This is a genomic window from Snodgrassella sp. CFCC 13594 (assembly GCF_001590725.1).
Taxonomy (GTDB): Bacteria; Pseudomonadota; Gammaproteobacteria; order Burkholderiales; family Neisseriaceae; genus Snodgrassella.
The window spans coordinates 1-20,424 of sequence record NZ_LQXR01000022.1; the positions used below are offsets into that span (position 1 = coordinate 1).

Sequence of the window (20,424 nt, forward strand, 5' to 3'; positions counted from 1 at the left end):
TCATCTAATATGAGCAGCGCAGCGCACATGAGCATAACCACATGTGTGTGCAAACTCTGACCCAGTATCCATCATTCTTGAGTTCTCTCGAAAATTTTATCAATCCGGTCATTTAAAAATTATTTTTGAAGATCGATAATTTGGTTTTTCGATGAATTGATTCGGAAAACCCGAAGCTTACCGCGATGATCGTGTGTTAAATTCTGCAATGTTTGGGTTGTTTATAGTTGTATGTTAAGGATAAATATGATTTTGTGATATTGATGATTAGGAGAAATTTATGTCGGTCATGAAGGTGTTACCCATTATTTGTGTCTCGTTACAATTGGCGGCATGCGGCGAGGCGTCCCATCAGGATAAAGCGGTTTCTGATGTCGGCACGGCTTCTGCGAATGACAACGGTAGTCATGTCTTGAATATGTACAATTGGGGCGACTATGTTGATCCTAAAATTTTAACGGCTTTTACCGATCAATATCACATCAAAATTCGCCAAGACTTATTCGATAGCAATGAAGTGTTAGAGGCCAAAGTCTTAACCGGCAAATCTGGCTATGATTTGGTGTATCCGAGCCTGAGTAATCTAGGTCGACAGATTCGAGCGGGCGCGTATCAGCCTTTAGATAAATCAAAAATTCCCAATTATAAAAACATTGATCCAGCATTGCTGCGGTTGCTGGATCAGGTGGATCCGGGTAATAAATATGCGGTGCCTTATTTTTGGGGTATTTATACGGTGGGTATTAACCCGGAGCAAGTAAAAAAAGCATTGGGAACAGATAAGTTGCCTGAAAATGAATGGGATTTGGTGTTCAATCCAGAATACACGCGTAAATTAAAATCATGTGGAATTTCTTATGTGGACAGCCCAACTTCTGTGTTACCGCTGGCTCTGAGCTATATTGGCAAAGATCCCAATTCCAATAATGCCGCTGATTTAAAGGCCGCAGCGCAAATGATCAGTAAAGTAGTACCTGATATTCGCCGCTTTAATACCTCTGGGTACATCAATGATTTTGCGCAGGGTAGTTTATGTGTGGGCATTGGTTATAACGGCGATTTCAATATTGCTAATACGCGCGCCAAAGCGGCGAAAAATGGCGTGACAGTGCAAGCATTAGTGCCTAAACAGGGAGTGGGTGTGTGGATTGACACTATGGTGATCCCTGCGGATGCAAAAAATGTGGATAACGCACTGAAATACATCAACTGGACGCTAGAACCCAAAATTGCAGCACAAAATGCTGATTTTGTGACCTATGCACCGGGTACCAAGCTGGCTAAGCAGTACATGAATCAAGCTGTGGTGGCCAATGATTCGGTGTTTCCTAGCGAATCGGTGTTGGCGCGCAGTTTCGTAAACAAAGAAAAGCAACCCGATACGGTGAAACTGGCAGTGCGCCTGTGGCAGCAAATCAAGTCGAATACGGTGGCGAAACAATAGCACCATTGGGCACCCATGAGGCTTTCTTTCAGGCAGCCTGTGGGTGCAGACAGGAGTGGCAATGAAATTGAATAACCTTTCTTTTTGGTCGCAATCATTGAGCGATGATGTGTTGGCAACAAGGGCCGCCTTGATGGCAACTGTTCCACCCTTGTCAGCGCAGTCTCATTTTGATGTGGTCATCGTGGGCGGTGGTTTTAGTGGGTTGTGGCTGGCCTATTATTTGAAGCAAGCACAACCGCATTTGTCGGTGGCGATCTTTGAGGCCAAGCAGGTGGGCTATGGTGCTTCGGGGCGTAATGGCGGGTGGCTATCCACCAACCTGCCTTCATCTATTACCAATTTGCTCAAGCATGGACACATTACACAGGCACAAATTTGTGCATTCCAACGCCAAGTTATTGACACCATTGATGAAGTGGATGGCGTATGTCAGCGAGAAGGTATTGATTGCGACTTGCATAAGGGTGGTTTATTGTTTGTGGCCACCAATGAGGCACAGGCGGTACATTTGCAACAGTACTATGAAAAAGAGCGCACATATGGTTTTTCTGATGATGAATTAGTGCCTTTGTCTAGCCAAGAGGGGCAAGCACTTATACGCATTCCATCGATGGTTGCAGCCGTGCGCTATCGTGATGGCGCGCGCATTCAGCCGGCCAAATTGGTGATGGGCCTGCAGCGGGTGTTGTTACAGCAAGGGGTGGCCATTTATGAAAATACACCAGTTTTGAGCATGGGTGAGGGGAATGTGCTGTTGGCACAAGGCGTGGTGAAAGGCGATAACGTGATCTGCTGCGCCGAAGGTTATACCGACCAACTCCTGCACAATCGCAAAGTGATTCCCGTAAATTCTTCCATCATTATGACCAAGCCACTGCCCGATGATTTTTGGGCACGTTTTGGTTGGGCCAATGCCGAATTATTGGGTGATTTAGCGCATGTATATATTTATGCGCAACGTACCCGGGATAACCGTATTTTGTTTGGCGGCCGCGGCGCGCCGTATCAGTATCAATCGCGCGATGCGGGCGATGGCCACTTGGATGATGGTGTGGCCACGCAGTTGTATCGTCGACTTACAGAGCTGTTTCCAGGGTATCCGTTTGAAATAGAGTGTGCTTGGAAAGGTTCACTGGGTGTGACGCGTGACTGGAATCCCACGGTGACGTTTGATGATCAACGTCGCCAAGGCTGGATTTATGGCTTCGCTGGCAATGGGGTGGGCCCCACCAATTTGGCGGCGCGTACCATGGTCGATAAAATACTGGGTCATCAAACCGAACGCACTGCTTTGCCATGGAGTGATTTCGCCAATCCGACTTGGGAACGGGAGCCATGGCGCTGGCTGGGTATTCACAGCATGTATAAGATGTTGGGCTGGGCCGATGCAGTTGAAGCGCGCTTTAAACTCAAGAAACCGGTGTTTTTTGCCGATTGGGCTTATAAAATTTGTGGCATGGATTGATTTCAGGCAGCCTTAGGGCTGCCTGAATGTGGGATTGCCGTGCCAATGTCCAGATTCATACCATGCTCGACTTAAGGCCTGTATGGTTTTTCACCTTGCGATGGCGACGCATCAAGCGATGTCGATAAAATGGCGTTGGCGCAAAGCTTCATAAATCACAATTGCGGCGGCATTGGATAAATTCAGCGAGCGGACATGTTCCGATTGGGGAATACGCAAGCAACTTGCAGCGCGTGCACGCGCAAAATCTTCTGGCAACCCTTTGGTTTCTCGGCCAAATAGGAAATAATAGTCGGTATTAGCCTGGCTAAAATCAAAATCGCTGTAGGCTTGTGTGCCATAGGTTTCAATCAAGTAGAGTTGGGCTTGCTTCTGGGTTTCTACCCCAGATACAAAATCATCTAGGCTGTCGTGGTAATGAATGCGGACATGTGGCCAATAGTCAAGTCCGGCTCGTTTGAGCATTTTATCGTCGGTGGAAAATCCCAGCGGTCGGATTAGATGCAAATGGGTGCCGGTACCCGCGCAAGTGCGGGCGATGTTGCCGGTATTGGCGGGGATTTCCGGTTGGTATAACGCAATGTGTAAAGCCATGATAATGTGGTGAATACTAAAATCATGTATTGTAAGCCTAATCGCGAAATGGCGCAGGCATGCGCGTTTCATTCAGGCAGCCTGATGAGCATCAGCTAGGAGGCGATGGATGCAGCGGATATTCCATAATGTGAAAACAATTTGTGTGGTGGTTTTGCTGGTTGAAATCGTGATCGCATCTTATCGGCCGCTGGATTTGCCTTCTTATCTCCTACATCAGGTTGGTACAGTATTATTTTTATTGGCTTTGTATGTATGCAATCGGCGAGAGCCGCTGTCTGCTGTTGCTTGGATTGGCAGCACGCTGTTTTTATCATTGCACATTCTGGCAGCTCATTATTTGTATTCCTTCGTGCCTTATAACGATTGGTTGAAGTCATGGTTTGGCCTGGATTTGAATGCCACATTGGGTTTTGGACGCAATATGTTTGATCGCTTGGTGCATTTTGGTTATGGTTTTTTGCTGTTTCCTGTATTTGCCGAGGGGATTCGGCGTTGGTCGTTGCCATTGCAGTCGCACTGGAAATGGGGTGCGATGTGTGTGATGTGGATTATGGCCAGCAGCATGGTGTATGAATTGATTGAGTGGGCCATTTCCCTATTGCTTTCGCCCGAAGCAGTGGAAAACTATAATGGCCAGCAAGGCGATGTTTGGGATGCGCACAAAGACATGTTGCTGGCCACGTTCGGGGGCTTGGCTGCGTGGATCATGATGCCGAATTCATGGTGGTCGCATTTTCGTTAAACGGATTATTGGATGTAGACCGTGGTGGCGTGATTGGAAGGGATTGATTTGGGCTTCATGGAGAAATGACCTTCGCGAACATACATGGCTGGCCTGAAATACAAGCCAATACAGGGTGTTTCAGGCAGCCGTGTGTGCCATTTGTAAGCAAATGGTCTGCTGATGGTGTTGGGTTGATGGCTGATTCGCAGTAAGATGGCTGCTGTCCTTTGAATCCAGATATGAAATACCGATCATGACTCCCCAATTGCATTCTAAATTGCCCACAGTGAGCACCACTATTTTCAGCGTGATGTCGGGTTTGGCCGCCCAGTATCGTGCCTTAAACTTGTCGCAGGGGTTCCCAGATTATCCCGTGGATCCGGTTTTAATCGATTTAATTACGCAGCATTTGCAGGCGGGACACAACCAATATGCCCCCATGACCGGTGTGGCGGCTTTGCGTGAACGCATTAGTCAAAAAATGGCTCGGGTGCATGGGCTGGCGGTGGATGGCGATCAGGAAATTACCGTGACCGCTGGCGGGACCCAAGCTTTGTTTACGGCCATTGCCACGCTGGTTCGGCCTGGTGATGAAGTGATTGTGTTTGAGCCGGCCTATGATAGCTACGCGCCGACAGTGCGCCTGTTTGGCGGCGTGGTTGTGCCAATCCGTTTGCAGGCACCGGATTTTGCCATTGATTGGGATCAGGTCAGAAGGTGCATCACAGCACGTACCCGTTTGGTAATGGTCAATAACCCCAATAATCCCAGTGGCCGCGTGCTTGATGACGCTGATGTGCAACAATTGGCCGCGGTGGTGGCTGATTCGGGCGCATTTGTACTCAGCGATGAGGTGTATGAACACTTGGTTTATGATGGACGCCAACCGAAAACGCTGTTGTCACATCCGCTGCTGCGCGAGCGCACTTTAACCGTGGCCTCATTTGGCAAACTCCTGCATGCTACCGGCTGGAAAGTGGGCTACTGTGTGGCCGCCCCTGACTTGATGGCAGAATTCCGTAAGGTACATCAATTTAATGTGTTCAGCGTACATACGCCGACACAATGGGCGATTGCCGATTATTTGGCAGATGAAACGCACTACCAGTCATTGAGTGCATTTTTCCAAGCCAAACGGGATCGTTTGGCGGCAGGGTTGCGCGATTCGCGTTTTCGCGTGTATTGCCCTCAAGGTACGTATTTCATGAATTTGGATTATCGCGATATCAGTGATGCGCCGGAGGCTGAGTTTGCTCAAACATTGGTACGGGAGCACGGCATTGCCACCATTCCGCTTTCGGCGTTTTACCATGACAGCTACAATCAGCATTGCCTGCGCGTGTGCTTTGCCAAACGGGATGCCACGCTGGATCAAGCGGTGGCTTTGTTGAATGCAGTTTAAAATGATCATGCTAGGTTGCCTGAACAGCAGCAGGTGACCATGAGTAACTGAAGGATGGTTTATGCAGCAAGTGCAACAGGAAAAACGTGGGTCACCCGTGGTGGTGGCGATATTGGGGCTAGTGCTGTTGGCACTGGGCTTGTATATTGGTGGCTGGTTTAATGTGGTGAAACCGGCACAAGTGACTCAGTGTGAAGCGCAGGTACGCCTGGCTTTCCCGCGGGCTGATGACCAACAGGCGCTGCTGCCCAAGTGTACGAATCGACACATGATTGAAGGCATGAATGGGCCGGGCCCATCGGGCCTGACAGTACAGCAAATTTTGGATAATCTGGATGCAGGGCGACGCTTGGATGTGATTGCGTTGTTTTTGGGTGGTGGTTTTATGGGGGCGGTATCGCCGCTTTTGCCGCAGCGCACCGCATTCATCAGCGCAAAAAAGGGATCGCCGTTAAATAAGGGCTTGTTCTTGTAAGAACAGCCGGCTACGGTTTTCGATTGCAGGCAGCTTGGGCCATAAAGTGTGGCCACCACTCGGGTAAATCACCCATTCTGTGTCATGTGGCAGGTCGCGCATGGCCTCACGGTAATCCAAGACCGCATCATCTTTGGCCAAAAAGACCAAGCGCGCTAGCTGAGGGTGCAATTGTATTCGCTCCCACGCAGTAAATGCTTCAAACAAAGGTGCATCTTGAGCATGGGCGTGTGCTTTTTTTGCCAGCAGGCTTGGGCGGCAGCATGGGTTGAGTAGCATGCATGGGCAAGCATAATGGTTGGCCAAATGTAAGGCCCAAAATCCCCCCAAACTTGACCCCATGAATACACTGGGCTGGCTGGTATCAACTTGTTGGGTAAAGGCATTCCAGCATTGTTGGGCGTCATAGCTACCGGGGTAATCCAGTGGCGTAATGGTCATACAATCGGCAAAGGCTGCCTGAATATAGGCATATTTGGGCGATTGTGTGCTGTGGCTTTGGTAGCCACACAAATAATATAGATTCGGCCTCATGGGTATGCTTTCTGAATGAAAGTCCATGCCTATTATAGCCAACGCTGAGGCTTTGGCGGTTTATTTGCGCTATGATGTTGGAGTATAAACACCCATTGGGAAGCAGGTAGTTCATGAAAATTTCCGTGATTGGCGCTGGGGCAGTAGGCGTGGGCATTTGCCAAAATATCCTCAATCTGGGCGATTGCCGTGAAATTGTGTTGGTGGATCTGAATCGCGACCGCAGCGAAGGCGAAGCCATGGATTTTAGCCACACCAGTGCTTTATCGTATGCCAAAAACACGCGTATTTATGCGGGTGATTACGCTGACACGGCCAATAGCGACGTGGTGGTGATTACTGCCGGGGCACAAATCAAAGTGGGACAAAACCGTTTGGATTTGGCGCAAATTAATGCCCCCATTGCTGTGGATATTGCCCGCCAATTGTGGCGTTATGCTCCGAGGGCCATTTTGATTGTGGTCACCAATCCTTGCGACATCTTGACCCATTTCATCATTGCCAATACCCCGTATACGCCTAGCCAAGTCATCAGCGCGGCTGCATAATCGATTCGGCGCGGTTGATGAAAATTATTGCAGACCGGGTTCATTTGGACCCCAAAAACGTGTTTGGTATGGTGTGGGGTGAGCATGGTTCGGGTAGTGTCATTCCGTGGCATTTGGTGCAGGTGGCGGGGCAAGGGTTGGATGATTATTGTGTGAGCAATGGATTGCCTTTGTTTGACAAAGAGGCGCTTCTAGAAGATGTGAAACAAGCAGGGTTGGCTATTTTTAAACGTAAACTCAATACCAATCACGGTATTGCAGCCAGCGTGTTTCGCCTCATTCGGGCAATCAACATCGACGAGCATTCGGTGTTGCCAGTGGGGGTGTTGATGCGAGGCGAATACGGCATTAGCAATATTGTGTTAAATGTGCCTCGGTGATTTGTCGCCAAGGCATTGCCAGACAGGTGGGCTATGTGTTGCCTGATGCTGAGGTGGCTGCGCTACAGCGCACGGCTGCTCAATTGCGCCAAGTGGCCGACCATGTGGTGCGGGAAACAGGCCTGCTGGGCTAGTGAAATAAAAGTATGATGTTGTTCGATCTGGTGCGTTGGTGCTGGGAACGGCTTTAAATTAAACAAGGCTGCCTGAAAATTTCAGGTAGCCTTGTTTGTGTTTGATTGAGTGACCGTATCGTTGCATTTAGCGGGCTTGCGCTTGGCGTGCCACGCTTTGCATTTCTTTCATCAGTGTCTGTAAATCCAGCCAGCCTAAACTATTGAATAAGGTCATTAGCAACGTGCCGCCGATGAGAATCATCACGAAATAGAGGATATAGCCGGCAATGACTTTTAAGCCATTTTGTTGGCTGATGCGCATGAAGCCAAATAGTTGCACCACCATAATCCAGGTTTCCCACATGATGGTGGCCAAGCCCAGTGCTTGCGGCCAATACAAGGCAGCAATGGCTGGGAAGATCAGTGCCTCAGTGAGTAAAACATAGCCGCTCCAGTTGTGTTTGCTACCCCCTTTGATGGCCAATATCCAGCGCATGGCCAAACTCAGGCACAGCCACTTGAGGACAGTCAGGCACAGGGCAAACGCAACAGCACCATTGCTATGGCCAAATAATGGCGCCATGGCCGCAGCATTGACCATACCAGTGACCAACAAGATGCCATAAATCACAGCACCGTTGTAGCGGTAGTGGGCGGATGGGTAGAAGCGCAGTCGCAATGCGGCTAGGGCGTCGAGAAAAAATGAATACATCAGTCGAATACCACGGTACGGTTGTTGTAAGACAAGATACGGTGTTGCAAATGCCATTTAACGGCACGGCTCAACACCACTTTTTCCAAATCACGGCCTTTTTCCACCAAATCGGCGACGGTGTCGCGGTGTGATACGCGGGTCACCTCTTGTTCGATAATCGGCCCTTCATCCAGTTCGTTGGTAACGTAATGGCTGGTTGCGCCAATGAGTTTGACGCCACGAGCGAATGCACGTTGATAAGGCGCGCGCCATCGAATGCGGGTAAAAAACTGTGATGAATATTGATGATGCGATTGGGGTATTGGGCCACGAAATCAGGTGACAACACCTGCATGTAGCGCGCCAGCACGATAACATCCACTTGCGCGTCTGTTAATAAAGAGCATGCTTGCGCTTCTGCTGCTGCTTTGGTGTTGGCCGAGACAGGGATGTGGTGAAAGGGAATGCGGTTGTATTCCACCAAGTGGCGCATGGATTCGTGGTTGCCAATGACCAATGGAATATCACAGCCCAATTCGCCGATGCGGTAGCGGTGCATCAAATCCACCAAGCAATGCTCATACTGAGACACAAAAATAGCCATGCGCGCCCGTTTGCGTGGTTGGCACAAGTGCCATTGCATATTTTTGGCTGCGGCTACGGGTGCAAAAGCTTGTTGAAACGCAGACATGGGTAAATCAAAGCCGTTAACATCCCACTCTACACGCATCAAAAAACGGCCTTCTTCGGCATCCTGGTGTTGATCAGCATGCAGGATATTGGCATTGTGTTGCAATAAAAATTGCGCGATGCTGGCGACCAACCCTTTTTGGTCGGGGGCATCAATCAGCAATGTGGCTGAATCAGGGGCATGTGCTGCGGAATCAATCATGAATAAACAATTTCTGGTTGGGTTTGATCAGTCTGATGAATCAGGCTGCCTGAACGAATTTATACTTCACTATCGTGTATTTGGGCGGCTTTGAGTGTGTTTTCCATCAATGTGGCAATGGTCATGGGGCCAACCCCACCGGGAACGGGTGTAATCATACCTGCACGCTCTGCAGCCTCGTCAAACTCCACATCGCCACACAGCTTGCCATTGTCTAGGCGATTAATACCAACATCAATCACCACTGCGCCCGGTTTAATCCAAGACCCCTTTACAAAATTGGGCTGGCCCACTCCCACCACCACAATATCGGCCGCCGCCACTTCCGCGGCAAGATTTTGTGTGGCGCTGTGGCAAATGGTAACGGTCGCGCGTGCCAGTAGCAATTCCAACGCCTGCGGCCGCCCAACAATATTGGAGGCGCCCACCACCACCGCTTTTTTGCCTTTGGGGTCGATGCCATAGGCCGCCAATAACGTCATCACGCCTTTGGGGGTGCAAGGGCGCATCAGCGGCATTTTAACCGCTAGTCGGCCCACATTATAGGGGTGGAATCCGTCCACATCTTTATGCGGCAAAATGCGCTCCAGCACTTTTTGGCTGTCGATGTGTGCAGGCAAAGGCAGTTGCACCAGGATGCCGTCAACATCGCGATCGGCATTCATGTCATCAATCAGCGAAAGCAGCTCGGTTTCAGATGTGGTGGCAGGTAATTCATAAGCGCGCGACTCAAAGCCCACTTTTTCACAGGCGCGTTTTTTGTTGCGCACATACACAGCACTGGCTGGGTCGTCCCCCACCAATACCACTGCCAAACATGGACGACGGAGATTTTGCGCCAAGCGTTCTTGAACCTGAGTGGCCAGTTGTTCCAAATGTTCTTGGGAAACGCGTTTGCCATCTATTAATTGGGCGGTCATGAGGGTCTTTCGCAAACAAAATGAAATGGATAATGCGATGAATAGCCATTTATTCGACTATTCAAAAAAGGGGCATATTGTCGCATTTTTCGCAGCTTTACGCACCCGTTATTGCCGGCATGGTCGTGAAGGTTGCCTGAATCCCAAAAAGGATTGATAAATTTTCCGCACGGGGTGCTTGACGGCATACTCGGGCATCGGTATAGTTCGCATCTCTTGTCGGGGTGTAGCGCAGCCTGGTTAGCGCATCTGCTTTGGGAGCAGAGGGTCGTGAGTTCGAATCCCACCACCCCGACCAAATAGACAAGGGTCCCGCACCCACTCACGGTAGAGCGCCCGTAGCTCAACCGGATAGAGCACCGGCCTTCTAAGCCGGGGGTTACAGGTTCGATTCCTGTCGGGCGCACCAAATCAGTTTTGTTTTAGTGGTGGCTGTAGCTCAGTTGGTAGAGCCCTGGATTGTGATTCCAGTTGTCGTGGGTTCGAGCCCCATCAGCCACCCCAAATTAGCCAGCCCGAGCATCTTGCTCGGGCTTTTTGTTTGCTCTTTTTTCCTTTCGGGTGCGCGTGTACACTGGCGCCTGTTTCATTGAGTGTCTGCCAAGCCAACATGACCATTCCTGCTAATGCTGTGTCGAAAACCTTAACCATTGCTTTGTGCGCCGGCGAAGCTTCTGGCGATTTACTCGGTGCCCATTTGATGGCCGCCATCCGGGCGCGCTATCCCCAGGTGCACTTTGTGGGCATTGGCGGTCCTCGCATGTTGGCAGAAGGTATGGACAATTTGTTTGAACAGGAGAAGCTGGCGGTTCGCGGCTTTGTGGAAGTGGTGAAAAAGCTGCCTGAAATTTTGGCTATCCGCAAAGGATTAATTCGAGCGCTCAAACGCAGGCAGCCAGATGTGTTTGTGGGCATTGATGCGCCCGACTTCAATTTGGGTGTGGCCGCCAAACTGAAAGCAGCAGGCATCCCCACCATTCATTATGTCAGCCCATCGGTGTGGGCATGGCGGCGTGAACGGGTTCATAAAATTGTGCATCAGGTGGATGAAGTCTTGTGTTTGTTCCCCATGGAGCCAGCTTTGTATCAAGAGGCTGGTGGTCAAGCGCAATTTGTGGGCCACCCGATGGCGCAGACCTTGCCTTTGGTCATCGACAAGGCAGCCCAACGTGCAGCCATGAAGTTGCCTGAAGATGCACCGGTGTTTGTGTTGATGCCGGGGAGTCGGGTCAGCGAAGTGGAATACATGGCACCTTTATTTTTTCAGGCAGCCGAAATCATTCATCAACGCTATGAGAAGGCTCAATTTTTACTGCCTTTGGCAACGGCTGCGACGCGTCTGCGTATACAGACCATGTTGGTCAATTCTCCTTATGCCAAATTACCGATTCGGCTGATGTCTGCTCATGCTGATCTGGCTTGCCAAGTGGCCGATGTGGTGTTGGTAACCAGTGGTACGGCCACATTGGAAGTGGCTCTGTGTCAGCGGCCAATGGTAATTAGTTACAAAATTTCGCCCCTCACGTTTGCGTATGTGAAACGCAAATTTCAATTGCCTTATGTGGGATTGCCCAATATTTTATTGGGCCGATTCGCCGTACCTGAATTGCTGCAAAAAGACGCCACCCCGCAAAATTTGGCGGCAGCGGTGATGAAGTGGTATGAATCGCCGGCTGAGGTGGCGTCGCTGCAGGCTGAATTCCGAGCATTGCATGAATCACTGCGCCGCAATACGGATGAATTGGCTGCTTCTGCGGTGTTGCACCACGCATTGAGGTTGCCGAATGCAGCGCGATGATTGGGTGGTATTGGCTTCGCATGCTGGTGTGGATGAAGCGGGGCGCGGACCGTTGGTGGGCAGCGTATTTGCGGCAGCGGTCATATTGCCGGCACAGTATGATTTACCCGGACTGACTGACTCAAAAAAATTATCGGAAAAAAAGCGCGATGTATTGGCGTTGCAGATTAAAGCGCAAGCACAAGCTTGGTCAGTGGCGTATGCGGACGTGGCAGAGATCCACCAATACAATATTTTGCATGCGACTTTGCGTGCGATGACGCGCGCTGTGGCAGGATTGACTCAGTTGCCTGAAAAAGTGTGGATAGATGGTAACCGCGTTCCATCTGGGTTGGCGATGCCTGCTGAAGCGGTGATCAAAGGAGATAGTCGCATTGCTGCCATTTCTGCGGCGTCTATTTTGGCCAAAACCGCCCGCGATGCAGAAATGTATGCGTTGGCACAGCGGTTTCCGCAATATGGGTTTGATCGGCACAAAGGCTATGGAACAGCCGCACATTTGGCGGCCTTACAACAGTATGGCGTATTGCCGGAACATCGCGTGGATTTTGCGCCCGTTAAGGCTTTACTGGCGCAAGGTCGGCTGTTTGTGGCGGACTGAACGTGGATTGCCATGCCGGCAGGGCGGCATAAACGCAGAGTGCAGCATGGGCGTCATTGGCGGCGTAGTGGATTTGTGCCTCACTGAGTTGTTTCTTGGCCCAATTGGATGTGCTTAATCGCTTGGATTTGTGTAGCGACTGCTGTAATACCACGGCCACCGCGGCGCGCAAACCGAGATTGCGGGTATAGCCTTGGCGGCTGAAAAATTGATCTAAATCGATGAGCTGCTGTGGCTCGGCTTGCATGGTGCGTTGCAGTTGTTGCTTGTCGTTGGCGAGGCCAAAGCCTACTTTGATGATGTGGGGATTGGCCAATATGGCGCGCACCAATCCACTGGCTTGAGGGTGGTGCAGTTGCAGCAGCCAAGCATCTTGTTGAGTGGCCAATTGCACCACATGTGGCCCTGTATCGGTTTGACCTGCTTGGAAGATGGGTTTGCTTTCGGTGTCAAAGCCAAGTGCTGTGGCTTGGTGGAGCGCTTGGCTTGTGTCTGCCCACTCAGCATCGGTTTGTGGAATATGAATGTGCTCTCGGGTGAGGTAGTTAAATTCAGGCAGCAGAGCGCTTTCTGCTTTATTGGGGGCATGGCGTGGCGGCACGGCGGTTCTCAATCAAATAATAAAACAAAAGTGCTTTCAGGTAGCCTGAAAGCACTTTTTAAATGTGCGATTTAATCGGCAAATTGCTTTTTAATCCGCTCTCGCCGCTCTTGCGCTTCTACTGATAAGGTGGCGGTGGGCCGCGCCAATAAGCGCTTGAGACCAATGGGTTCGCCTGTATCTTGGCAGAACCCGTAATCGCCCTCATCTAGCTGGCGCAAGGAAGCTTGGATTTTACTCAATAATTTGCGCTCTCGGTCTCGGGTACGCAATTCCAGTGCGTACTCTTCTTCCAAAGTGGCGCGATCAGCCGGGTCTGGTGTGGCCGCCTGCTCTTGCAAGTGACCAGCGGTGGTGGTGGCGTTATGGATCAACTCATCTTGAAGATGCAGCAGTAAGGCACGGAAAAAAGCTTGTTGATCCGCATTCATGTACTCTTCTTCCGGGCCATTCCATTGAATGATGTCGTTTTCAGTGAGTTTTGCCATGGTACAGTCTTTCTAAAACATGCCTGGGATTCGGCGAATGGTCTGAACAGCTTTGCATCACGGTGGTGATGGTCTTTAGGCTGTTTGGCTGTAAAAAAGTGCGGGCATCATAGCATGTTTTCGGCCCAAACCAGCATTTTGTCATTCATGGATGCTTTTTAACCTTGTAAAAACAGCAGGTTCAATTGTGTTAGGATGGCGGGTAGCCACCAGCTCAACCACAACCACAAAACCACCGCCAATACGCTGGCGGAAAAATCAATGCGGCCAAAACGCAAAAAAGCAAATGGCCGTGTTAACGGGGTATACAGCCGTTGTAAAGCAGGCAAAAGGGGCGAATTTTGTTGGCTGAGGCTCAATACCATGCGCAAAAGCAAGCCCATGAATAAAACGTAGGCGAGTGCTTTGAGTGCATACAGGACGGTAAGCAATACATTGAGTGCCATCATGCGGGCGCTGATGTGCATTTCAGGCAGCCCCAATAAGGATGTTGCCGAGCAGGCTAAGTAATAGACCAAAACCAGCCCGAGTACGCAGGCGCTGTCCCAACGGCCCAATGGTGGTGCGATTTTACGCAATGGCTTGACCAGCCAATTGGTGCTGTGTACGCAAAATTGCGCTAAAGGATGCGGGAATGGAAGCCTGGCCCATTGCAACAATAAGCGCGACCAGCACAACATCGCCAAGGCATCGGCCAATAGCAACAATAGTTTATTGAGCATGGCCATCCTTAGGGCCAGACAATTCTTGGGCTAACTCTTGTGCACGTGCCACGCAAGCAGCGACGCCGCTAACTAGGCCCTCAGCCAAGTGGTTTGCTTCGAAGGTTTGGATGGCGGCGTATGTGGTACCGCCTTTGGAGGTGACATTGGCTTGTAGCTGTGCAAAATCCGTTCCAGATTGTTCGGCCAAGGCCACAGCGCCTTTGAATGTGGCTAAACTCAAGCGGCGTGCATCAGAGGGGTTGAAGCCTTGTTGTTCTGCGGCCTGCTGCAAAGCGTGAAGCAGATAAAATACATAAGCTGGACCGCTGCCACAAATGCCAATGATGCCATCAATAGCATCTTCCGATGGCACCCACTGAACCTCGCCGGTAGTCCGCATCAATGTTTCAGCAAAATCGCGATCATGGGCGCTGATGTGTTGGGGTGCATAGAGGCCAGACATGCCCATACCTACCTGGCAAGGGGTATTGGGCATTATGCGAATAATGCGGTTGTGCCCATGCAACATCTCGCTTAGGGTGGCGATGTTGAGTCCGGCGGCTACGCTCAATACCAGGGCGCCATTGGTGTTGATGTGCGCGGTGGCGGCAGCCATATCTTGCGGCTTGATGGCCAGAATCAGCACATCCTCGGCGTGTAATTCAGGGAGGATGTCGGTGGTGGCAACGCCATAGGTATTGGCCAAATGGGCCTGTTTTTGGGGGTTACGACCAATAACGGTAATGTCGTAGCCACCTTGGTGGACGAGGCCTGCAATAATGGCTGCAGCCATATTGCCGCCGCCCAAAAAATACACATTCATGATTGGTTCCTCAATTCAGTTGAATAATCACGTGCACCGAAAATAGCGCTGCCCACACGCACGTGTGTGGCGCCGCATTGAATAGCGCTGTCCATGTCGCCACTCATGCCCATAGACAATACATCAACCGCATATCCGGTTGCCTGAAGGTATTTCAATAAGTGCTGCATGCGTTGAAATTGCATTATCAGTTCCGCTTGCGTACTATCGGCTTTAGCGACACACATCAATCCCCGCAGTTGTAAATTGGGCAGGGCCGTAATGTGTGCGGCCAGACTCAGCAATTCTGATTCATTGGCCTTAATCCCATGTTTGGCAGGTTCATTGGCAATGTTAATTTCTATGCACACTTGCAACCGGTGGGCCGTGGTCGGGCGCTGCTCGTTTAAGCGGGTAGCAATTTTAGCGCGATCAATGGTGTGAACCCAGTGGCTTTTTCAGCCACAGTACGGCTCTTGTTGGATTGGATGTGGCCAATGACGTGCCACACCAAATCCGGAAGATCAGTTAAAATCTCTGTTTTTTCTGAGAATTCTTGCAGATAATTTTCACCAAAATCACGTTGCCCAGCATCATATAGAGAGCGAATATCGCTTGCAGGAAATGTTTTGCTCACGGCAATCAGTTGTACCGATTGCGGGGCATGAAAACGGTTGCGGTCTTGTTTGATTTGCTGGCACACGCTTTGCCAGCGCTGAATCAAGTCTGACATCGGTGTCTCCTTACAGCTGCACAATGGGCCACAATACGGAATAATTTGGCTTAGGACAAATTTTTTGGTTCAAATGCATTCAAGAGTTGATTAGAATTGAAGCTATTTTCCTGCGAATTGAACGCAGTTGCTTTTAGGGAGGCAAAATGCAAATAACCGATCTGTTGGCGTTCGGGGTTAAAAACAAGGCGTCAGATTTACACTTAAGCGCTGGATTGCCACCGATGATACGGGTGAATGGGGATATTCGCCGTATCAATTTGCCTGACATGAGTGATGAAGAAGTAGGCAAAATGATTGCCTCTATCATGAACGATAACCAGCGCAAAGAGTACCAACAGAATCTGGAAACCGACTTTTCGTTTGAGTTGCCCAATGTAGCGCGTTTTCGTGTCAATGCTTACAACACCGAACGCGGCCCTGCGGCGGCATTCCGTACTATTCCGAGCAAAGTACTGACATTAGAAGAATTACAAGCTCCGCGTATTTTTCAACGCATTTCTGAATACCCACGTGGGTTGGTGTTGGTTACCGGGCCAACCGGTTCGGGTAAATCCACAACCCTAGCGGCCATGATTGATTACATCAACAATACCGATCCTGTGCACATATTAACCATTGAAGACCCCATCGAGTTTGTTCATCAAAGTAAAAAAGCGTTGGTGAATCAGCGCGAGTTGCATGAAGACACTCTCAGTTTTGCCAACGCATTGCGTTCCGCTCTGCGTGAAGACCCAGATGTGATTTTGGTGGGGGAAATGCGTGACCCGGAAACCATCGGTTTGGCGCTGACCGCAGCAGAAACAGGGCATCTGGTGTTTGGGACTTTGCACACCACGGGTGCAGCCAAAACCGTTGACCGTATTGTGGACGTATTCCCTGCGGGCGAAAAAGAAATGGTTCGCTCTATGCTCTCTGAAAGTTTAAGAGCAGTGATTTCACAAACCTTGTTAAAAACCAAAGATGGCAATGGTCGCGTGGCTGCCCATGAAATTATGATTAGTACACCTGCGGTGCGTAATTTGATTCGTGAAAATAAAATTGCCCAGCTTGGCTCTGCCTTGCAGACCGGTCAAAATTTTGGCATGCAAACATTGGATCAAAGCCTGCAAGCATTGGTGCGTCAAAATCGCATCAGTTTAGAGGCCGCGCGAACCAAAGCAGCCAATCCAGATCAATTGTCTTGAGATTAAGGGAGAAAATAGATGGCCATGATTAAAGAACCGCCTCCTAGTCCGGATTTAACCGATTTGCTGTCTGATATGGTGAATCAATACAAGGCGCCGGAAGAAACTCGGGCTGCATCGCCTGCGCCATCTGAACCTGAAGTGACGGAACCGATTGCGGCGGCTGAAGTACCCACGCCGGCCAGGGGTCGCGTGGATGCAGTGCCAATTACTGCAAAAAGTGTGTCTGAAGAGCACACCCTGTCGGCCGCTGCCAAAAGAGAAGGGTTGGCAGCACCCGTTCAGCCGCACCCGTTATTGGAAAAAATGGCGGTAGAGGCATTGCGTGTGGGCGCATCTGATATTTTCATCAGTACTGATTTTCCACCTGCGTTTAAGATCAATAGCGTATTGACGCCCGCGCCATTAAAACCATTACTGGCCGAAGAAGCGGCCAAAATAGTGTTATCGACGATGAACGCCGCGCAAAAAATCAAATTTGCGCAAGATTTGGAGCTTAATTACGCGCTGCAAGCCCAAAACGGGGTGCGCTTTCGGGTAAACGCCTATCATGAGCAAAGTCGTATTGGCATGGTGATGCGGCGTATTACTACCGAGATTCCCACTGTAGACGAGTTGTATTTGCCGCAAGCACTGAAAGATTTGTCTATGAAACCGCGTGGCTTGATTATTCTGGCTGGCCCAACCGGTTCCGGTAAATCGACTTCTCAGGCCGCTATGTTGGATTGGCGCAATGAACATGCGGCAGGCCACATTGTGACCATTGAAGATCCGATTGAATACATACACCACCCTAAAAAAAGTATTGTTACTCATCGCGAAGTTGGGATCGATACTTTGAGTTGGGACAATGCCATGCAAAGTGCCATGCGCGAGGCGCCTGATGTGGTGTGCGTGGGCGAAGTGCGCAATGCTTTGAGTCTGGAATATGCCATGAATTTGGCACAAACTGGGCACTTGTGTTTCTTCACCATCCACGCTAATAACGCCAGCCAAGCTGTCGAACGTATTCTCAATTTTTTCCCAGAAGAGCGGCATCAACAATTATTGATGGATTTGGCTTTGAATCTGGTTTGTATCATTGGGCAGCGGCTTACTGTAAAAAAAGACAGCTCTGGCCGTCGCGCTATTATTGACTTGCTCATTAATACCCCGGCCATGCAGGATTATATTTTCAAAGGACAGCTGGTAGAAATGAAGGCTTTGCAGGGCAAAGCCGAAGGCGATGGCATGCAAACGTTCGATCAGGATTTATTCCACTTGTATTGTGATGAGATCATCGACTACAACGAAGCATTGCGTCAGGCTGACTCTGTGAATGATTTGCGCTTGCGTATTAAATTGTATGAAGAAGGACGACAAACCGAGCACATTTTCGATCGCGTTGATGATCTGAATCTGATTTGATGCAGAATTGGCTGATGTGAAGCAAAACCGCCTGCTGGCGGTTTTGCTTTGTGTAGCGGCTTCTCTTTGTCTGGTAAAAACGGTAAGCTGCGCATCTTGCCCATGTACTCAAGGTGATTTCATGTCTGGCACTGCTCGCCAACCACAATCCGTGAATCAGTTCAGCCGTCAGCGTCAAGGGTTGCTGTATGGTTTAGGCTGTTATGTGATGTGGGGATTATTTCCTCTTTATTGGTATCCTTTGCTCAGCGCCCCTATTTCTGCGTCACAAATTTTGTCGCAGCGTATTGTGTGGTCTTCGGTCTTTGCTGTGTTTTTGCTTTTGCTGTTGCGCCAATGGCCACTGTTGTTAAGCGCTCTTAGGCAACCGCAAACGTGGCGGGTATTTGGCGCCTCTGCTTTGTTGTTGGGCATCAACTGGCTGATGTATATGTGGGCGATTACCCACCATCATGTGATTGAGGCCAGTTTGGGTTATTTTATGTCGCCATTAATCAGTATTGCATTAGGGCGGATTTTTTTGGGTGAGCGACTGTTACGCGTACAAATGGCGGCGGTGGTCTTGTTGATGGTGGGCGTGCTGTGGCTGGCGATATTGGCTGGTCATATCCCTTGGGTGGCATTGGTATTGAGTATCAGCTTTGGCTTTTATGGGCTGCTGCGCAAGCAGGCCCCTTTGTCTGCTCTGCCTGGGTTGGCACTGGAAACATTGTTGATGTTGCCGGTGGCGGTTGGATATCTGTGGTGGCAGTCGCAGCAAGGCCAGTTGGTATGGCAGCAGCTCAATGCTATTCAGATCGCCCTGTTGGTGGGTTCAGGCGTGGTGACAACGTTGCCGCTATTGATGTTTGGCGCAGCCGCGCAACGCATGAGTTTGGCTGGCATCGGGGTGGTCCAATATGTGTCACCTACTTTGCAATTTTGTTTGGGATTGCTGGTGTTTCATGAGGCTTTTTCAGGCAGCCGCTTTGTGGGTTATGTGTGGGTGTGGATGGGTGTATTGCTGTTTGTGTGGGGCAGTTGGTATCGCTATCGGAGAGTGAAACTATGAAAGCCATGATTTTGGCTGCGGGCCGTGGTGAGCGCATGCGCCCACTAACCGATGTGTGCCCTAAGCCGCTGTTGAAAGTGGGCTCGATGCCGTTGATTGGGCACCATTTGTGCCGTTTGCAAGCAGCCGGTTTTCAAGATGTGATCATCAATCATGCATGGTTGGGCCAGCAAATTGAAGAAGTCTTGGGTGACGGTCGTGATTATGGTGTGCATCTCCACTACTCACCGGAAGGGAAGACTGGTTTGGAAACGGCAGGGGGGATAGCCACCGCACTGCCTTTACTGGGCGAAGCACCATTCTTGGTGATCAATGGCGATGTGTTAACCAATATCGATTTTCAGGCAGCCCCTGTGCTGGCCAAACAAATGCAAGGTGGGGCGGATTTGGCTTATTTGTGGCTGGTGCCCAATCCGACACACAATCCCCGTGGTGATTTTGCCTTGATGCACAATGGCGCCGTCCATTCGCATGATGTGGCAGGGGAAGCATTGACGTTCAGCGGCGTGGGGATTTATCAGCCTTCATTGTTTGTCGATACACCGCCGCATCAGGCCGCTAAGTTGGCACCTTTGTTGCGCCAAGCCATGGATGCGGGCAAGGTGGCTGGGCAACGGCATGATGGACACTGGTTGGATGTGGGCACGGTGGACAGATTGGCAGAAGCCAATGAGTGGGTAAAAAAAGGGTGGTTATGATGCTGGTGGTTGCCAACGCGCCAGCGTATTTATGTGGCCATGGTTGAACAGATTGGCGTGTAGCGGCAGCGACCATTATGGCGTCCACGATTTAGCTGGCCTTATTGAGTGCCTTGAGGTGAAGATGGCAGCGTGAGACACGCACAAAACTGTATTGCTC

22 protein-coding genes, 3 tRNA genes and 2 pseudogenes are annotated in these 20,424 nt (G+C 50.2%); 17 read left to right on the forward strand and 10 right to left on the reverse strand.

The window, feature by feature from the left end; all coding sequences use genetic code 11:
- Positions 1-289 precede the first annotated feature (289 nt).
- Positions 290-1,444 carry a polyamine ABC transporter substrate-binding protein gene (locus A2F46_RS10405; RefSeq protein WP_066570268.1) on the forward strand — a complete coding sequence of 385 codons (1,155 nt, stop codon included), beginning with the start codon at positions 290-292 and terminating at the stop codon, positions 1,442-1,444.
- 61 nt (positions 1,445-1,505) lie between these two features.
- Positions 1,506-2,912 carry an FAD-binding oxidoreductase gene (locus A2F46_RS10410; protein WP_066570202.1) on the forward strand — a complete coding sequence of 469 codons (1,407 nt, stop codon included), beginning with the start codon at positions 1,506-1,508 and terminating at the stop codon, positions 2,910-2,912.
- A gap of 111 nt (positions 2,913-3,023) precedes the next feature.
- Here the strand turns inward: A2F46_RS10410 and trmL are convergent, their stop codons facing one another.
- Complete coding sequence (gene trmL, locus A2F46_RS10415) at positions 3,024-3,578, reverse strand: tRNA (uridine(34)/cytosine(34)/5-carboxymethylaminomethyluridine(34)-2'-O)-methyltransferase TrmL (RefSeq protein WP_304437943.1); 555 nt, start codon at positions 3,576-3,578, stop codon at positions 3,024-3,026.
- Between the two features lie 37 nt (positions 3,579-3,615).
- On the opposite strand from trmL, the gene A2F46_RS10420 reads away from it, so the two are divergent.
- The 3 genes from A2F46_RS10420 (at position 3,616) to A2F46_RS10430 (ending at position 6,110) form a co-directional block, all read left to right on the forward strand.
- Positions 3,616-4,251, forward strand: a complete 636-nt coding sequence (locus tag A2F46_RS10420; RefSeq protein ID WP_066570219.1) for a DUF2238 domain-containing protein — start codon at positions 3,616-3,618, stop codon at positions 4,249-4,251.
- A 235-nt stretch (positions 4,252-4,486) separates the two neighbouring features.
- Positions 4,487-5,635 (forward strand): methionine aminotransferase, encoded by a 1,149-nt coding sequence (locus A2F46_RS10425; protein WP_066570221.1) that lies wholly within the window; start codon positions 4,487-4,489, stop codon positions 5,633-5,635.
- Positions 5,636-5,696: 61 nt separating this feature from the next.
- Entirely contained in the window at positions 5,697-6,110 is a 414-nt protein-coding gene (locus A2F46_RS10430; protein ID WP_066570224.1) for a hypothetical protein, read from the forward strand.
- On the opposite strand, the gene A2F46_RS10435 is transcribed toward A2F46_RS10430, so the two are convergent.
- On the reverse strand, positions 6,087-6,644 hold the full coding sequence (locus A2F46_RS10435; protein ID WP_197457641.1) for a YqiA/YcfP family alpha/beta fold hydrolase: 558 nt from the start codon (positions 6,642-6,644) through the stop codon (positions 6,087-6,089). The two genes, A2F46_RS10430 and A2F46_RS10435, sit on opposite strands and share 24 nt — an antisense overlap.
- Positions 6,645-6,757: 113 nt before the next feature.
- On the opposite strand from A2F46_RS10435, the gene A2F46_RS12660 reads away from it, so the two are divergent.
- The 3 genes from A2F46_RS12660 to A2F46_RS12670 are packed head-to-tail and all read left to right on the forward strand — an operon-like array spanning position 6,758 to position 7,706.
- Positions 6,758-7,192, forward strand: a complete 435-nt coding sequence (locus tag A2F46_RS12660) for a hypothetical protein (protein WP_197457642.1) — start codon at positions 6,758-6,760, stop codon at positions 7,190-7,192.
- The gene (locus tag A2F46_RS12665) at positions 7,192-7,572 is read left to right on the forward strand and encodes a hypothetical protein (RefSeq protein ID WP_369796339.1); all 381 of its coding nucleotides are present in this window, start codon (positions 7,192-7,194) and stop codon (positions 7,570-7,572) included. Before A2F46_RS12660 ends, A2F46_RS12665 begins: the two co-directional genes overlap by 1 nt.
- A complete protein-coding gene (locus A2F46_RS12670; protein ID WP_197457644.1) occupies positions 7,569-7,706 on the forward strand; it encodes a hypothetical protein in 138 nt (45 codons plus the stop codon). Before A2F46_RS12665 ends, A2F46_RS12670 begins: the two co-directional genes overlap by 4 nt.
- A 127-nt stretch (positions 7,707-7,833) precedes the next feature.
- Here A2F46_RS12670 and A2F46_RS10445 read toward each other — a convergent pair whose 3' ends face one another.
- From A2F46_RS10445 to folD, 3 genes and pseudogenes are all read right to left on the reverse strand, one after another.
- Positions 7,834-8,400, reverse strand: a complete 567-nt coding sequence (locus A2F46_RS10445; RefSeq protein ID WP_066570234.1) for a hypothetical protein — start codon at positions 8,398-8,400, stop codon at positions 7,834-7,836.
- Positions 8,400-9,274 (reverse strand): annotated as a pseudogene (purU, locus tag A2F46_RS10450) (formyltetrahydrofolate deformylase). Before purU ends, A2F46_RS10445 begins: the two are co-directional and overlap by 1 nt.
- Positions 9,275-9,333: 59 nt before the next feature.
- Positions 9,334-10,194 (reverse strand): bifunctional methylenetetrahydrofolate dehydrogenase/methenyltetrahydrofolate cyclohydrolase FolD, encoded by an 861-nt coding sequence (gene folD, locus A2F46_RS10455; RefSeq protein ID WP_066570237.1) that lies wholly within the window; start codon positions 10,192-10,194, stop codon positions 9,334-9,336.
- A 220-nt stretch (positions 10,195-10,414) separates the two neighbouring features.
- Between folD and A2F46_RS10460 the strand changes: the two genes are divergently transcribed.
- From A2F46_RS10460 to rnhB, 5 genes are all read left to right on the forward strand, one after another.
- Positions 10,415-10,492: transfer RNA gene (locus A2F46_RS10460), tRNA-Pro, on the forward strand.
- Positions 10,493-10,526: 34 nt separating this feature from the next.
- Positions 10,527-10,603, forward strand: a tRNA-Arg gene (locus tag A2F46_RS10465).
- Positions 10,604-10,622: 19 nt separating this feature from the next.
- Positions 10,623-10,698: transfer RNA gene (locus A2F46_RS10470), tRNA-His, on the forward strand.
- Between the two features lie 106 nt (positions 10,699-10,804).
- Positions 10,805-11,992, forward strand: a complete 1,188-nt coding sequence (gene lpxB, locus A2F46_RS10475; protein WP_066570242.1) for a lipid-A-disaccharide synthase — start codon at positions 10,805-10,807, stop codon at positions 11,990-11,992.
- Positions 11,979-12,593 (forward strand): ribonuclease HII, encoded by a 615-nt coding sequence (gene rnhB / locus A2F46_RS10480; RefSeq protein ID WP_066570245.1) that lies wholly within the window; start codon positions 11,979-11,981, stop codon positions 12,591-12,593. The genes lpxB and rnhB overlap by 14 nt, the downstream gene beginning before the upstream one ends.
- Here the strand turns inward: rnhB and A2F46_RS10485 are convergent.
- From A2F46_RS10485 to A2F46_RS10505, 5 genes and pseudogenes are all read right to left on the reverse strand, one after another.
- Complete coding sequence (locus tag A2F46_RS10485; RefSeq protein ID WP_066570247.1) at positions 12,550-13,194, reverse strand: 3'-5' exonuclease; 645 nt, start codon at positions 13,192-13,194, stop codon at positions 12,550-12,552. The two genes, rnhB and A2F46_RS10485, sit on opposite strands and share 44 nt — an antisense overlap.
- 71 nt (positions 13,195-13,265) lie before the next feature.
- Complete coding sequence (dksA, locus tag A2F46_RS10490) at positions 13,266-13,682, reverse strand: RNA polymerase-binding protein DksA (protein ID WP_066570250.1); 417 nt, start codon at positions 13,680-13,682, stop codon at positions 13,266-13,268.
- A 158-nt stretch (positions 13,683-13,840) separates the two neighbouring features.
- The gene (locus A2F46_RS10495; RefSeq protein ID WP_066570252.1) at positions 13,841-14,404 is read right to left on the reverse strand and encodes a YggT family protein; all 564 of its coding nucleotides are present in this window, start codon (positions 14,402-14,404) and stop codon (positions 13,841-13,843) included.
- Positions 14,394-15,209, reverse strand: coding sequence for a pyrroline-5-carboxylate reductase (gene proC, locus A2F46_RS10500; protein ID WP_066570253.1), 816 nt, complete (start codon positions 15,207-15,209; stop codon positions 14,394-14,396). Before proC ends, A2F46_RS10495 begins: the two co-directional genes overlap by 11 nt.
- Positions 15,206-15,921 (reverse strand): annotated as a pseudogene (locus A2F46_RS10505) (YggS family pyridoxal phosphate-dependent enzyme). Before A2F46_RS10505 ends, proC begins: the two are co-directional and overlap by 4 nt.
- A 146-nt stretch (positions 15,922-16,067) precedes the next feature.
- Between A2F46_RS10505 and A2F46_RS10510 the strand changes: the two are divergent.
- The 4 genes from A2F46_RS10510 (at position 16,068) to murU (ending at position 20,264) form a co-directional block, all read left to right on the forward strand.
- A complete protein-coding gene (locus A2F46_RS10510) occupies positions 16,068-17,108 on the forward strand; it encodes a type IV pilus twitching motility protein PilT (protein ID WP_066570255.1) in 1,041 nt (346 codons plus the stop codon).
- Positions 17,109-17,132: 24 nt separating this feature from the next.
- The gene (locus tag A2F46_RS10515; RefSeq protein WP_066570271.1) at positions 17,133-18,515 is read left to right on the forward strand and encodes a PilT/PilU family type 4a pilus ATPase; all 1,383 of its coding nucleotides are present in this window, start codon (positions 17,133-17,135) and stop codon (positions 18,513-18,515) included.
- A gap of 121 nt (positions 18,516-18,636) precedes the next feature.
- Positions 18,637-19,566, forward strand: coding sequence for an EamA family transporter RarD (rarD, locus tag A2F46_RS10520; RefSeq protein ID WP_066570274.1), 930 nt, complete (start codon positions 18,637-18,639; stop codon positions 19,564-19,566).
- Positions 19,563-20,264, forward strand: a complete 702-nt coding sequence (gene murU, locus A2F46_RS10525; protein ID WP_066570256.1) for an N-acetylmuramate alpha-1-phosphate uridylyltransferase MurU — start codon at positions 19,563-19,565, stop codon at positions 20,262-20,264. Before rarD ends, murU begins: the two co-directional genes overlap by 4 nt.
- The last annotated feature ends 160 nt before the right edge of the window (positions 20,265-20,424 follow it).

What these genes read in the sequence shown, in the direction of transcription:
- A2F46_RS10405 (WP_066570268.1), top strand. Translation starts at nt 290, where the DNA reads ATGAAGGTGTTACCCATTATTTGTGTCTCGTTACAATTGGCGGCATGC.
- A2F46_RS10410 (WP_066570202.1), top strand. Translation starts at nt 1,506, where the DNA reads ATGAAATTGAATAACCTTTCTTTTTGGTCGCAATCATTGAGCGATGAT.
- trmL (WP_304437943.1), bottom strand. Translation starts at nt 3,578, where the DNA reads ATGAAACGCGCATGCCTGCGCCATTTCGCGATTAGGCTTACAATACAT.
- A2F46_RS10420 (WP_066570219.1), top strand. Translation starts at nt 3,616, where the DNA reads ATGCAGCGGATATTCCATAATGTGAAAACAATTTGTGTGGTGGTTTTG.
- A2F46_RS10425 (WP_066570221.1), top strand. Translation starts at nt 4,487, where the DNA reads ATGACTCCCCAATTGCATTCTAAATTGCCCACAGTGAGCACCACTATT.
- A2F46_RS10430 (WP_066570224.1), top strand. Translation starts at nt 5,697, where the DNA reads ATGCAGCAAGTGCAACAGGAAAAACGTGGGTCACCCGTGGTGGTGGCG.
- A2F46_RS10435 (WP_197457641.1), bottom strand. Translation starts at nt 6,644, where the DNA reads ATGAGGCCGAATCTATATTATTTGTGTGGCTACCAAAGCCACAGCACA.
- A2F46_RS12660 (WP_197457642.1), top strand. Translation starts at nt 6,758, where the DNA reads ATGAAAATTTCCGTGATTGGCGCTGGGGCAGTAGGCGTGGGCATTTGC.
- A2F46_RS10445 (WP_066570234.1), bottom strand. Translation starts at nt 8,400, where the DNA reads ATGTATTCATTTTTTCTCGACGCCCTAGCCGCATTGCGACTGCGCTTC.
- folD (WP_066570237.1), bottom strand. Translation starts at nt 10,194, where the DNA reads ATGACCGCCCAATTAATAGATGGCAAACGCGTTTCCCAAGAACATTTG.
- lpxB (WP_066570242.1), top strand. Translation starts at nt 10,805, where the DNA reads ATGACCATTCCTGCTAATGCTGTGTCGAAAACCTTAACCATTGCTTTG.
- rnhB (WP_066570245.1), top strand. Translation starts at nt 11,979, where the DNA reads ATGCAGCGCGATGATTGGGTGGTATTGGCTTCGCATGCTGGTGTGGAT.
- dksA (WP_066570250.1), bottom strand. Translation starts at nt 13,682, where the DNA reads ATGGCAAAACTCACTGAAAACGACATCATTCAATGGAATGGCCCGGAA.
- A2F46_RS10495 (WP_066570252.1), bottom strand. Translation starts at nt 14,404, where the DNA reads ATGCTCAATAAACTATTGTTGCTATTGGCCGATGCCTTGGCGATGTTG.
- proC (WP_066570253.1), bottom strand. Translation starts at nt 15,209, where the DNA reads ATGAATGTGTATTTTTTGGGCGGCGGCAATATGGCTGCAGCCATTATT.
- A2F46_RS10510 (WP_066570255.1), top strand. Translation starts at nt 16,068, where the DNA reads ATGCAAATAACCGATCTGTTGGCGTTCGGGGTTAAAAACAAGGCGTCA.
- A2F46_RS10515 (WP_066570271.1), top strand. Translation starts at nt 17,133, where the DNA reads ATGATTAAAGAACCGCCTCCTAGTCCGGATTTAACCGATTTGCTGTCT.
- rarD (WP_066570274.1), top strand. Translation starts at nt 18,637, where the DNA reads ATGTCTGGCACTGCTCGCCAACCACAATCCGTGAATCAGTTCAGCCGT.
- murU (WP_066570256.1), top strand. Translation starts at nt 19,563, where the DNA reads ATGAAAGCCATGATTTTGGCTGCGGGCCGTGGTGAGCGCATGCGCCCA.